The 13,960-nt window shown below is 49.5% G+C and carries 11 protein-coding genes; 1 reads left to right on the top strand and 10 read right to left on the bottom strand.

Annotation, left to right across the window (positions count from 1 at the left end):
• Position 1: 1 nt before the first annotated feature.
• Positions 2-460, bottom strand: a complete 459-nt coding sequence (locus MHH82_RS13770; protein ID WP_340966215.1) for a hypothetical protein — start codon at positions 458-460, stop codon at positions 2-4.
• Positions 461-661: 201 nt separating this feature from the next.
• Positions 662-1,012: a DUF2512 family protein gene (locus MHH82_RS13765; RefSeq protein ID WP_036663408.1), complete on the bottom strand. Its 351-nt coding sequence runs from the start codon at positions 1,010-1,012 to the stop codon at positions 662-664.
• A gap of 527 nt (positions 1,013-1,539) precedes the next feature.
• Here MHH82_RS13765 and glsA point away from each other — a divergent pair.
• Positions 1,540-2,481, top strand: a complete 942-nt coding sequence (gene glsA / locus MHH82_RS13760) for a glutaminase A (protein ID WP_036663410.1) — start codon at positions 1,540-1,542, stop codon at positions 2,479-2,481.
• Positions 2,482-2,628: 147 nt separating this feature from the next.
• Here the strand turns inward: glsA and MHH82_RS13755 are convergent, their stop codons facing one another.
• From MHH82_RS13755 to MHH82_RS13720, 8 genes are all read right to left on the bottom strand, one after another.
• Positions 2,629-3,306: a serine/threonine protein kinase gene (locus MHH82_RS13755; RefSeq protein WP_015734929.1), complete on the bottom strand. Its 678-nt coding sequence runs from the start codon at positions 3,304-3,306 to the stop codon at positions 2,629-2,631.
• Between the two features lie 158 nt (positions 3,307-3,464).
• The gene (locus MHH82_RS13750; protein ID WP_235201809.1) at positions 3,465-7,193 is read right to left on the bottom strand and encodes a non-ribosomal peptide synthetase family protein; all 3,729 of its coding nucleotides are present in this window, start codon (positions 7,191-7,193) and stop codon (positions 3,465-3,467) included.
• A 46-nt stretch (positions 7,194-7,239) separates the two neighbouring features.
• Positions 7,240-9,012, bottom strand: a complete 1,773-nt coding sequence (locus tag MHH82_RS13745; protein ID WP_340966211.1) for a methyl-accepting chemotaxis protein — start codon at positions 9,010-9,012, stop codon at positions 7,240-7,242.
• Positions 9,013-9,503: 491 nt separating this feature from the next.
• On the bottom strand, positions 9,504-9,836 hold the full coding sequence (locus tag MHH82_RS13740; RefSeq protein WP_036663416.1) for a thioredoxin family protein: 333 nt from the start codon (positions 9,834-9,836) through the stop codon (positions 9,504-9,506).
• A gap of 39 nt (positions 9,837-9,875) precedes the next feature.
• The gene (ytxJ, locus tag MHH82_RS13735) at positions 9,876-10,214 is read right to left on the bottom strand and encodes a bacillithiol system redox-active protein YtxJ (RefSeq protein ID WP_036663418.1); all 339 of its coding nucleotides are present in this window, start codon (positions 10,212-10,214) and stop codon (positions 9,876-9,878) included.
• A 126-nt stretch (positions 10,215-10,340) separates the two neighbouring features.
• The gene (locus MHH82_RS13730) at positions 10,341-11,960 is read right to left on the bottom strand and encodes a histidine kinase N-terminal 7TM domain-containing diguanylate cyclase (RefSeq protein ID WP_251495058.1); all 1,620 of its coding nucleotides are present in this window, start codon (positions 11,958-11,960) and stop codon (positions 10,341-10,343) included.
• A gap of 235 nt (positions 11,961-12,195) precedes the next feature.
• Entirely contained in the window at positions 12,196-12,927 is a 732-nt protein-coding gene (locus MHH82_RS13725; RefSeq protein ID WP_015734924.1) for a class I SAM-dependent methyltransferase, read from the bottom strand.
• 89 nt (positions 12,928-13,016) lie between these two features.
• Positions 13,017-13,904 carry a YwqG family protein gene (locus MHH82_RS13720; RefSeq protein WP_015734923.1) on the bottom strand — a complete coding sequence of 296 codons (888 nt, stop codon included), beginning with the start codon at positions 13,902-13,904 and terminating at the stop codon, positions 13,017-13,019.
• Positions 13,905-13,960: the final 56 nt, after the last annotated feature.

Here is a 13,960-nt window from a genome sequence, read left to right as displayed (position 1 = left end):
TTCATTGCATCGTATATTTTGCTTGTATGGATGGTAGTATCGTGGCCATCTGGATCATCAAACCAAGCATGGCATATACCAGATGTATGAAGGAAACGGAATCCAGGATATACACCTGAACCATAATCCAGATGATTAACTCAAAACCCGAATATAAAGAAAAGGTCCAGGACCAATGCTTTTCTTTGAAAATATTGAATCTTTGAGCTGCGTCCCACTCCCACTTTAGAATCAGTCCGGAAGCCGTGATCAGAGGCAGGATGCCAAACACGCAGAATAAAAGAATGCCTGGAATTAAATAATCAGGAAAGAAAGAGTCCTGCAATAATGAGCTGGGCATCCCAATGAGTTCACCACTAGGATCCGTTATAAGCATCGTTCCCCCTGCCAACGCGCCGATCGCCAAGAATGCTTGAAGGCCAATCAAGGCATGGGATCGCTTCCCTTTGATATTGACCATCTCCTAACAGCCTCAATTCTCTTTAAGATTCGAAGGTCGCCTACATCGAATCTATTCCCTCTTCTCTGATTAAGAAATAATATTTGTCACAATGCCACGGCAGCTGGTCCAGACTCAGAGAATAAAAAAAGCCTGATTACTCAGGCTAAAGTGATATTGCTTATAGAAGCGCAAGTCCGTGATTCATTACGCAATGCGCAGTTACGAGGCTCGCTGTTTTTTGTTAAGAAGATGCTCGCCCCTGATCCAGCTATGAAAGAAATACTCAAATGCCCCCGCAAGTACTGCTAGCAGCAGAATCTCCGAGAAATCAATGGTCCAGTTCGCAACGGCGCCGATGATCCACAGCATGACAAATACCAAGCCGGCATCCGCTATCGTGGCGATCATATTGCTGGTGCGAGGCAGAATATATAAATCCCCTACCAAGTAAGCAATGATGGCGATCCCCACTGATGTTGATACAGCCCCGATGAAAGAAGCATCGGTTAGGGAAACCAACAGTGCCGTAATCATAACCCCATGCACCAATAACTTAACAAGCAGTTTCATAATGATACACTCCTTTTTACGGTAGTGTATCCAGCTTGCGCTATGATTACTCCGGGTTATTCCCGGCCGTGAGGGATTTGACGAGCCGTGGGAAACTTTGGCCATCGTCCGCATAACGACCAACTCGATCCCTATCTGAAAAGGATAGCCTCTGTCTCTATGCTCTCAGCTATCATACCTTGGCCAACGTCGCAATACCGGCCAGCAGTGAAACAAGCATGCCCATCAGAAAGTTTTCATATAATAACATCAGTCTGATTTGTGTCCGAACTGTTTTTTGTTGATCCCTCCGCGGCGGACTGTATCGCCTATCGTATTTCACTGAAACAAATGTGAAGTAATTGACGATACTACTAATCATCGAGGCGAAATATAAAAAGTAATTTGTGAATTTTTGCGGATGCGAAACTCAAGATGGATTTCTAGCCGAACCTTACACGATTATTATACGAACCTTACATAAAGCTTAACAAAACAGCAGTAACGACTCGGACTCATCAATATGTATCCATGGAGGGGTATAAACGATGACATCTCCCGACCTTGAAGCCATCCGGCAGCGGCTGCCGGATTGGCTGAAAGCAAGCTCGCCATGCTCAGACAGAGGTAAAGTCGCCTCTTACATTCCCGAACTGTCCAAAGCTCCACATGATGCCTTGGGCATTACCCTTCTAAGCGCTCAGGGAGAATCCGTCACAGCCGGGGACTGCGGGCTTCGTTTTACGATGCAAAGCATCTCCAAGGTATTCACGCTGATCCTGGCACTGATGGACAATGGAGAGGAAACCGTTTTTGGCAAGGTTGGCATGGAGCCGACCGGAGACAACTTCAATTCCATGCTGAAGCTGGAGCTGGTTCGGCCCGGCATTCCCTTCAATCCGATGATTAATGCAGGCGCGATTACCGTTTCTTCCTTGATTAACGGAAGCAGCCCCTACGAGAAGTCAAGTAGAATTCTTCAGTTTCTTAAAGAGCTATCCGGGAACGTCGACTTGGATTATGATATGGGAGTTTACCGCTCGGAATCGGATACCGGAAATTTAAATCGTTCCATAGCGTTCTTTTTGAAAGAAAACGGGGTTCTCAGCGGAGATGTTGAAGAGGTGTTGGAGGTATACTTCAGGCACTGCTCCATTGTTGTGGATTGTGCCGATTTAGCCCGGATGGGCTTGGTCCTGGCCTGCAGCGGTTTGGATCCGCTAACCGGCAAAACGCTCATTCCTCGCAGGTATGTTCAAATCGCCAAGACGTTCATGACGACATGCGGGATGTACAACGCGTCGGGCGAATTTGCCATTCAGGTAGGATTGCCGGCCAAAAGCGGCGTTTCAGGAGGCATATTAACATTAGTACCGGGACGTTACGGCATCGGCGTGGTAGGCCCGGCACTGAATGATAAAGGGAACAGTTATGCCGGCGTGCATCTCCTGCAAACCTTGTCCCGGGAGATGGATTGGAGTATGTTCTAAGTAAAAATCCCCCTGAAGCAAGAGCATATGCTTAAGGGGGATTGATTCGCAGCATTTTTCTCAAATATAATAACGACAACATAACATAAGGAAGTGTCCGCCTCTCTTCGGTCAAACCCTCCTGCCATCTTCGTATGAATCCAACTGCTATTTTCTGAAAAACAATCTGCCGATCCGATCCGCGAACTCCTGCATGTTCACGCTGGATGGATCAAGACGGTAATATCCGTTCTTCACGGCTTCCAATACCCAGAGCGGCAGCTTCTTACCCTCAAGCAGCGGATATACATTGTCGTAAGCCCACACGAGATGCTCCCATCGTTTGTCGTTGCCATCCTGAACATACTCGGATACATCGAGCACTTTCCCTCTGCCGTCCTGCAGCAGTACATTCTTCAAATGAATGTCCCGCGGGTTCAAGCCCTTGCTACGCACAAAGGAGCGTGCTGCTTCGACATCCTCTATGACCTGCCTAGGAACGGGCACACCATAGAGCAAGCAATCGTACAAGGTTAATCCGGATTCATGGCTGATCGCCACATAACGCTCGCCTGTTCCATAAAATACAGGAAAATAAGGACTGCCCATCAGCTCTTGATAAACCTTGATCTCCGCTTCCTTCTTGGGCAGCGCCTCCACAGCATACAATTTATAAGCATATGCCGGCATAGGTTCATAGACGAATACCGCAGCATCCGTGCCGATTCCGACACAGCGCAGGTCATCCGATTCGCCTTCAATCGTTACCGGGTCGTTGGTGCCGTTCTTGATCACTTCCATGCAAGCCAGCGCGGTTTCTGCCTGCTTCCATTGTTCGTTATTCATGGGCCACCTCATTTGGTGATTATGGACTTAATTCAGTATGATCGTACCATAATCGAGCCCTAAAAACATCTTTGCCGACTTGCCGTACCATACGCACAAAAAATTACAAAAAAACCGCGAAAGCATTCGCGGTTTCTTGCTTGCTAACCTGAATATCATTACTCAGGCTTCACGAAATATCCGATGCCAGCGGCATAATCCATCATCTTTTCAAAAAACGGCTTGTCCGGCAAAGCGCATTTCACGCCCGTGTTGCGGAGGAACTCCGAAGTTTGAGGACAAGTATACCGGTAAACGGAATTCTTCGCCCCGTCGCCTTCAAACTGTGCCATGGCCAGCTCCAGGCCTTCCTTGTTCTTCGGCTGCTGCGGATCCAATAACCATGCCTCGTATTCCTTCCAGTCCATCAAGGCAATGTCATATCCATAATCTTTAAAATGCTCCACCATGTCCTCGTAAGGAATGGCAACCGGATTGCAAATATGGAATACTCGACCGACGGTCTCTTGCTGAAGCAGCAGCGCAGTAATCGCTTCCCCCGCATAGTTAATCGGCGTAATATCCACTTGCCACTTCACGTTAGGCGCTTTCTTCAACAGCACCATCGCTTTCAGCATGCGATAAAACGCGTTGTTGTCTATGTTCTTCTGAAATATTCCGTTCTCGGAGTGACAGGACAAATTGCCGACCCGGTATACCGCTGCCGGAATGCCTCGTTCCTTACCGGCTTTGATGACCAGCTTCTCGGCTTCCAGCTTGCTGTTCGTATAGACATTCTCAATGGAAGACTCCTCGTAGCCCGCTCCGGCAACGATCGCCTTCCATTGGCCGCCCAGCGCCAGGTCCTCCGGAATGCCAAGCGTAGATATAAAATGGAAACGGGTATTAGGTTTCTTTTGGGCCAAAGCTAGTAGTCTGTCCGTGCTCTCAACATTAACTCGGGCAAAATAGTCGGCATCCCCGAAATGCTTCACCTCAGCTCCGCAATGGATGATGGAATCGATGCGCGCTTCAATCAGGGCGAGGTCTTCTGCCCCAAGCCCCAGAGACTCCTGCTCCAAGTCGCCCTGAATCGCGATCACCCGCTTGTCCATTCGAGACTTTATGTCTTCGCCGAAATATCCGGTCATGACCTGCTCCAGGCGGATATACGGCTCCATCAGCTTTGACGGCCGAACCAGGCAATATACGGTTGCGGTGGATTGATACAGCAGTTCGTGCAGCAAATGAGATCCCAAATACCCCGTTGCGCCGGTTAGCAAAATATGCTGCTGGGTATACACCGCTTGTTCCGAAGCATGATTGATAGGAAAAGAAATCGGATACTCCGCCAAATCCTGAATCGGCAGATCCCGTTCCTCCAATGGATCGACCAGGAAATCCTGGCTGCTTAATTCCGCAACTCTCTCCGCTAGTTTCGCTATGGTTGGAAATACAAAGAAATCATTGATCTTCAACTGCGGATATCGAGGCTTAAGGAGGACCAGAATCTCCAGGATTTTCAGCGAATAGCCGCCAATATCGAAGAAATCGTCGTGGATACCGATTTTGGTTTGTCCCAGCGCTTTTTCCCAGGCTGCGCCGATATCCCGTTGGGTATCGTTAACCGGGGCTTCGTATCGGGAGTTATCCTCTTCCGCCTCCATCGACAGGTCGTATATAGCCAGCTTCTTGCGGTCTATTTTACCCGTCGGGGACAACGGCATTTCTTCCACGAAACAGATGTATTTAGGAACCATGTAACTCGGCACTTTCCGGCTTAAGAATTGTACCAATTCCTTGGCGGGGACGGCCTGTCCATCATGGGACGTGTAGAATGCCGCCAGCATTTTGCTTCCGTCCTCATCCGTTCTCGGAATGACCGCGATATCCTTCACGCAATCATGCTTTGCCAGATTGTCCTCGATCTCCCCGATCTCAATCCGGAAGCCTCTGATTTTCACCTGTGAATCTTTTCTTCCCCGGTATTCCACCTGCCCGTTCGGCAGCAGCCGCACCAAGTCGCCCGAACGGTAGTACTGTTTGCCTGATTCGGGCATTATCGGATCCGGAATGAAGGCTTCCCTGGTCTTCTCGGGCTGATTCAAATATCCCTTGGCTACGCCTACCGAGCAGATGAGCAATTCCCCCGTTACGCAAGTCGGACATAATTCATCATGTTCGTTTACGATATACAATTCATAGTTGGCAAAAGGCGTGCCGATATACACGGTGGCCAGATCCTCCGAAATCGGATAATCCACGACATGCCCTGTTGCTACGACGGTCGTTTCGGTAGGGCCGTAAAGGTTCACGATTGGAATCGGAAGCTTCTTCCGGAACATGCGAACGGTTTCTCCCGCCAAAGCTTCCCCGCCGACCACGATCGTTTTGATGTTACGGTATTTGTGTGTGTCCTCCATTGGCAAATACGCTGCCAATTGATTGAAGAATACCGTAGGCAATATCGCGACGCGCGTTGCGTTGGTGTCTGCCACCGCTTCCGTAAAGGCGTCTATGGAGAAGCGCTGCTCATCCGATAGGAGATGCAGACGCGAGCCGCAAGCCAGTGAGCCGAATATATCGTAAACGGAAGCATCAAAGCTGAATGTGGAATATTGAAGAATAATATCCTGTTCGCTCATCTGCAAATTCTCCCGATTGGCGAGTGCCAGATTCACGACGCCTTGATGGGCGATCAATGCGCCCTTCGGTTTGCCTGTAGAACCGGACGTATAAATGATGTAAGCCAGATCATCGCCCGTCACGCCCACGCCGCAAGCTTCTGCCGGATAGGAATCGACATGGTCATCGAGACAAAAATATTCCGGTTTGGTTTGGACTTGGGCCAATAGTCCATTCAGTTTCGCCGTGAAATCCGGATGCGTCAGAATGATGTTTGATGCCGTATCCTCGATAATATAGGCATTTCGTTCATCCGGATGGGAAGGATCCAGCGGGATATAGGCTCCCCCGGCTTTGAGGACGCCGAGCATGCTGATAATCGTATCGAGGCCCCTCTTCATAAATATCGAGACGAACTGGCCTTTGCGCAGCCCCTTGGCTATGAGCATATGGGAAATTTGGTTCGACTGCCTGTCAAGCTGTTCGTACGTGATCTGCTCCTGGCCGGAAGATAATGCAATTCGCTTCGGATATTTCTCCACAACCGCAGCGAACATCGCCACAAGCGTCGGATCTTCCGGAAGCTCCATCTTCGTGTCGTTAAGGGTTGCATAGGCATTCCGGTCCTCTTCCGTCAGCATAGGCAGACGGCTAACCGGCATCTCCTGATGCTCAAGAGCGGCTGCCGCAAGCAGCTCGAAGTGCCTGCTGAATTTTTCAATCGTTTCTTCTTTGAACAATGGCTGGGCATAGGAAACATAAAGTGTCCATTGATCCCTTTCCTCCTCCTGAACCACCCAGTTCAGCCCGCTTTCACCGTAGGCATAGCCGTTGCCGTTCCGGCCGTAAATCGTCCGCAGATGGAGCGGCTGACCGATAAAACCTTCGATGTCAGAAAGGGAAAGGATGCTTGCTTCAATCTGCTCCATCTTGGCCGAAATTTGCTCATACAAACGAGCAAATGAATCATTTTCGCTTATGCTCACTCTTAGCGGAAGCAAATTGCCCTTCTCATTGTTCACGCCGATCAGCAAATCCGAATCGTGCGTCATGCGGTACAGAAACACCGCATAGCTTGTCAGCATCCATGACTTGATGTTATACGCTTCGCGGAACCGCTGGATTTTACCGGTTTCGATACGAAGGGGAATCGCCATGCGATCGAAATCTTGATGCTGAAGATGCGCTGGACCGTCGGTGTACAGATAGAATCCCGGTAAAGGTAGCTGCAGTTCATTCAACCAATATTCTTTGCCTTGTTCGATCATCAACGTAGTATTCAAAGGTTTCAGCTCCATCTTTTTCTATGCTTTTTCTATTCCGGCGTCATTACACTCGCAGTCTGTTTACGAGAGCCTCCAGTTCGGCGGACACCTGATTGATCTGCTCGGCAGATTCGAAGATTTTGGCGAAGGAAGCCTGCTGCTCCTGGGCACTGATCCGGATCTCTCCCGACACGGTCGAGTTCTTCTCTGCGAGCTCAGCCAGTTGTTTAATCGCAGCGGTGATCTGTTCGGTCTCGGCCACCATCTGCTGGGTTGCTGCAGACACCTCTTGAATTTGGCTGGTAACCGTATCCGTGGCCACCAGCATGCCTTTGAACAGCTCACCGGTTTCTTTGACAACTTCCATCCCCTTGGTGACGTTGTGTTCGCCTTCGCTGATGGCTTCTACCGCGGATGCCGTCTCATCCTGGATGTAACGAACCAATTCAATGATTTGGTCTGCCGATTTTCTCGATTCCTCCGAGAGCTTCTTCACTTCGCTGGCAACGACGGCAAAACCTCGGCCCTCTTCGCCCGCTCTGGCCGCCTCGATTCCTGCATTGAGCGATAACAAATTCGTCTGAGAAGCGATCTCGGTGATAACCTGTACGATCTGTCCGATCTCATGGGAGCGGTTCTGCAGCTTTTCGATGATATGCACCGAATTTTTGACCGAATGATCAATCGAATTCATCTGCTCGATCACCTGCTCCACATTGTGGTTCCCTCGTTCCGACTGCGCCTTCATCTGGATGGATATTTCGGATAAATCCGATGTATTGCCGGCAATCGTCGATACGCCGGATGAGATCTCCTCAAGCGACACCACGCTTTCCGTAATGGAAGTGCTCTGGACAGCGACCCGATCGGACATTTCCTCCATGTTCTTGGTAATCGCCGAAGAATTGTTATTGTTGATTTCCACGGCCGAGAAGAGGAACTTGGACTGCTCAGCGGATTGCTCCGACACCGATTTGATCGTGGTAACAAGCTCATTGATATGATTCACCGTCGTATTGAACTTGGCATTGACCTGCCCGAGTTCATCATCGCCTGCTTTTAACTGAACCGTGAAATCGCCTTTGCTCAGTTTGTCCAGCGCTCCCATTAAAGCCTGAATCGGGGCGAATGTGCGTCTAATCGTGAAGTACTGCAGGGCCAATACGATCAGCAGGGTGATCAACAGCGCAAAAAGCGTGTTGGTAAGCAGTTCCTGCTTCCCGGAGGCGATCAAACTGGCATCCACGTCGATGCCCATGTAAGCGAAAATTTCTCCGTTCGAATTCTGGAAGGGATGCAGCACGGTGATCCACGTCCCGTAATTGTCTGTATACGCTTTGGTATAAACGATTTTTTTCGTTTTCATCATTTCACGGACCGCGTCGGCATGAATTTTCGGCTGTTCATATAGGTCGCCCAGATTCAAATTCTCTTCGGCAAACATGTCGAGCACCGCCGTAGGCATAGCGATAATCGAGGTCTTGTTGCCGTCCTCCAGCTCAGGTCCAAAAATATATCCTTGCGCGATGTTAGGATACGTAACGGACAGCTCATCAAACGTGCCGGTTAGCTTCTTCTGGATGTCCGAATTCCGGTCGGTGGAACCTTTAACCGCTTCAGCATCTTGAACGGATACGGACTTGATCAAAGTATCCATGATTTTCCCCGAATCGGATTGCAGCTGCTTGGTCAGCACGTTGTCCTGGATATAAAAGCTTGCACCAATGACGATGGCGCCCGTGATCATGATATAGAGACTTGTCCATATCATGTTTCTTGTAACAATGCTAAGATTTTTGAAACGCATACCTTTAGAGAACGTTTTTGTCTTACTCACTCGGTGTCTCTCCTTTGATAACTCATATGTATTTTCATATATAACAGGGATCCCTTTTAACTCACTTTTCGCATCACCTACTTTCCTGGATACAATGAAAATTTCAGGGATTTTTCGTAATACATGACCGTTTTCAAAATTGTTCAGATGTAAAGAAGCGCATTTCTTCCTCCGTTATGATTCTGGTAAAGGGGTGTTTCTCGAAACCGTCTTGTTATGCGAAACGGGGGAACAACGATGCATTTGCTCTACATGGTTCCATAACCTTACATCTTTTGTACTATTAATAGATCGGCTATTCCATGTCGATATTTAATACTTTAGTAATATCCGAGTGCAAATAAGCCCCGGTTTTCGACAATTATTCGAACTTTCATCCGAAGGGATCGCGTGGAGAAGCATCACAAAACAAACGCAAAAAAAAGCGACATTCCGGTAAGTCAAAAGACTTTGGAATATCGCCTAATGCATTCATTGCATGAAAAAGAGGCCTAGTTAACGAAATTCATGATTTGATTTAATTTTCGCTCTAACTCCCCGAACTGTACGAATCGATCTTCCCTCACAAGCTCTTTGCCCTCTACGAATAGGAGGAGCGCTGGTGCGGTGAATATCAAAAATCTCGAAGCGATTTCCCCTACCGCTTCGGCCTGAATACGGCCCAGCGAGATACGCGGGAACTGCGTTAACAGTTCTCTAAGTTTGGGTAATATCGCATGGCATACGCTGCAATCTTCCCGGGATACATATACAAAACTGAAGGTGTGATCTTCAATAAATCGTTCGATCGCCTCGATCGATGTCAGTTCTTCCAGATCTTTCATGATGAACACCTTGCTTTCCGTCGACATGCAAGCTGTTGTTCAGTCCAGAACGGCTGTGATGTGCTCGGTTGTTACCGCCCAATGGGAAGCCGTCCAGTACTTCGCTTGGTCCTTGACGTAGATGATTTGCGGCGATTCATGCTTCACGTTCAAATCCTCGGCGATTTTATTGGAAACCGGACGGGATTCGATGACTTTGACCAAGGTGTAATCCACATCGCCGTTTGGCGTCTTTTTCAAATAAGATTCAAACTCTGCCAAAGCGTTGGCGCTAACCGGGCATGTCGTGCTGTGCTTCAAAATGACTTGACCGCGTTCGGAGGATTTTCTCAGAATGTGGTCCCATTCTTCCAGTGTCGTGATTTCATTCCATAACATATGATTCTCTCCCTTAGATGTGATATATCGCATTGCATTCATTATACAACCAATAGCTATTATACACATAGATTCCGCTGTTTTTCATATGAAGGTTCCATTTAGCCTGAGTCTATGCTGGTATTACTACTCCTCATCCGACACCCGAATCGTGTTACGACCGGAGCGTTTGGCTTCGTATAGCGAGCGATCCGCCTGCTTCAATACCTTCTTCAATTCAGTATCCCACCAAGCTTCTTCTGCTTCCGCATCGACTGTGCCGTTATGTGAGCTTGTCTTCACCGCGGCAACGCCGAAGCTGGCTGTAATCATCAGCGGTCCTTGCGGCGTAGTCATCGGCTGCGCGAGAAGCTTGGCACGGATCCGCTCCGCAGCTGCTGTTGCCTCCGAAGTCGAGTGACCGGGCATGGCAACGGCGAACTCTTCGCCGCCATAACGGGCGAACAGGTCCTCGGCCCGCAGTGTCTTCCGCGTTAATTCGACGATGTGCTGCAGGGCTTGGTCGCCAATATCGTGGCCGTAAACATCGTTGATCCGTTTGAAATGGTCGATATCGAACAGCAGGAAAGCGAGCGGCTCACGATTCCGAACCGCCTGATTCAGAAGGGCGTAACTGAGTTTCATAAAGTGCGAGCGGTTATAGATTCGAGTCAAACCATCGTAGTAGGCCATCTGCCGCAGCTCTTCCTGAAGACGCGCCTTATCAGTTACGTCGATCAGGACGATTAATCGTCCGGCCTCTCGCCCTCTCTGGTTGCGAACGGTAGAAGACCTGATCTGATAATGAAGCGAATGGTTACCTAATTGCCAGCGAATCTCTTCAATGTCGGCTTCTCCCTTATCCGGACCTTCCCGTTCCCCCATACCGAAAATGGGCTCTGCGGTGTGAAGCTGCCACATCTCATGTAACGGTTCTCCAATGGCCGAAGGGCTCAGCTCCGGCATCATGGTTGCCGCAGCCGGATTGAAGTCAACCAAACGGTTGTCCAGATCCAATACGAGGACGCCCTCCCGCATGCTCGAAAAGAGATTATCCCTCGCTATCGGCGCCACATGAAACAAACCCTTGGATGTCAATGCCCAGAGATAAAGGGCCGAGGTCAACGTCATGATGACGGGGATCGGGTCCATACCATCGGGCGTGAGTCCGCCAAGATAGAGAAAATCGCCGATAAGGGGCAGGACAAGACCAACCAGCATCGTGCCCAGCTGAAAGCGGTAGGATGGCATCTTGCGCCAGCTGCGAAGCAGCAGTACGACCCCGCCTATCAAGCAGGCGAAAGTGTAGGCGCCCTGAATGATATACCAGGGTCCGGCTACGATATCCACCTTCAAAGCAGAAACGTCCGGCCGTAATAGAATATCCCGATAATATAGATGATGTAGTTCGTTGGTCATAACAAGCAGCAGGGTTACGACCGGTATGACAAACATTGAAATCAGCAGGCCGGGTCTCAAATATCGTTCCATGCCCAAATAAGTCAGAATGATCAATAAATTAAGGGGCGGCAAGAACGGCATCCCTAGATATTCAAACTTGATCCAGAACTGAATCTCTTGAAGCGAACGGCTGGACAATTCGAGTGCAGCACCGAATGTATAAATCGCGGCCAGCATGCTGAAGATGAAGAAGGTTTTTACCGTTGCAAGCTTCGAGCGTCCTGACAGCACGTAAAGACCCATGATAATGTTCAATACGCCTGCCGTGACGATCAGCGTAATAAGAGCGGAGTAGGGTGTTCCCATTATGTAGGCTCCAAATCTGCGTGTGATGAGTCGGCCATGATCACCGATCGAATCTTATTCCGATCGTACCATAGTACACCTATCGGAACAATGTTCCATCTGTTGGAAGCTTGATACCCGCTGTTGCAAACGATGCGCTCTCGTGAAAGGTACCGCTGACTTCGGTCCTCTTGCCCGACGCTCCTCCATGCGGGATGAATAGCAAAAAGGAACCGCAGGTTCGCGGTTCCTTTTGCTATTTTGATTTTCGGGCTTTCACGATCAAGAAATGAGGATTCGTCATTAATCGATCATACCATTTTGCCATCCAGGCCTCCGCCTCCGGCTTGTCTTTATGCTCTAAGCTCGGCTGCGGCTCGACAATCTCTTCGATGCTGAAACAGGAGGAAGTCACGTTGATGATTTCTTGCATCGGTCTTCGATAGAAAGCGACCTCGACGGGACCGGACTCCGGTTTGTTCCAAATCTCCGTCAATAACTCTCGTGCAAAGTAGTCTTGCCGGTCAAAATGCTTAAAATCCATAAAGGGATGATGCACGGAGAAAATCAAGCTGCCTCCGGGTTTCAGCACCCGCTGAAATTCGCGAAAGGTTGGCAGCCACTCCTCAATGTAATGAAGCGTCAATGAACTTACGATGTAATCAAAAGCTTCATCTGCAAATGGCAGGGCCTCAGTCAGATCGCATGCAGCGATGGTCGCTTCACTGCCCACTCGCCTTTTGCAGGCTTCAATCATCGACGGGCTCAGATCGATCGCCGTTACCCTAGCCCCCCGTTGAATCAACTGCTCCGTATACCACCCGGCGGCACATCCGGCATCCAATACGGTCATCCGCTCCATGTTCTTCGGCAGCATCCCGAGCATGGCCGGCCTCTCGTAAAAGGCATTGTGCCCGCTCTGCGAATCCACATGCCGTTCGTAGTCCCCAGCCAGCTTGCCGTATGCCTTCAAAACCTTCTCCTTCATGGTTCCATAACCTCCATATGTACCTGCTGAATTCCTGGTCCTCTACCATTGCTGCGCCTTATAATCGCACTAACACGTTTGATTGACGATCAGCTTGAGTACAGGGAACAATACGTACGCTCGAAATGGTTGGCCAGCAGATCTTCCTTTCGAATGAAAAATTGCAGTTCCCCCGCATCCCACCAGCAAAAACCGACATCGTCGTCCGAATCGACAGCCAGCAGCAGCACCGTATCCTGAATTTCCTGCTGCGCGCGTTCCGCGCTGCCGCCGCAATACTTGGTGATCTGTTGCATGGCCGCATCCATAGAGTAATTGTACTCCGAGCCGGTTAACAGCATGAGCGCAGCCTCAAACTCGCAGTCGCCGTGCTGGGTAGAAGGGTAGCCAAAGATGGTCCCGATGTCGCCGGAATCCAGGCCCGTCAATTGAAAGCACAGCTCCTCATATGATTCATAATCATGCTCGTCATCTTCGATGAGCTCATCATCCACATAACCGTAATTAGGCGGCTCCAACGTGGCTCGGGCCTCCACACGGTAGCCGGTGAACACCTCATCTAACGCGGTTTCCTCGGGAGCGCGTCGTCGAACCGCTCCCGAACTCTGACCCTCGGGAAGATAGAGCACTCGGTGCTCAATGTTATAGGCGGGTTCATCCACGCCAACGAAGAAATACAGCATTCCGCTTGTCGGCAGCGAGCTAGTGGCGTCCTGGACTGCCACATCCTTCAACTGCAGCTGTGCCAGAAACGTCATCGGTGTTCCCTCCGAATTGAGGGGCCACTCCACCTCTTCGGGAAGATCCGGGTCACCGCCAAAGCGCGAGTTGTTTGACTCGGCATAGTCCTCCAGCTTCTTTTTGGATAATCGTACGCCTTGCCGCGTATGCTCGATTAAATACTCTTCGGCATGTTCGAATTGATGCTCCTTGATGATATCCTGCATTTTGCTCAAATTTTGTTCGGTTAGCTTCATCGTCCGGTTCCTCATCTTTTCATGAATTTTATTCTGCCATGATTACAAAATTGCCC

The organism is Bacillus sp. FSL K6-6540, from assembly GCF_038007545.1.
The sequence above is the reverse complement of the archived record's forward strand: the minus strand, read 5'-3'. Positions and strand labels throughout refer to the sequence as shown.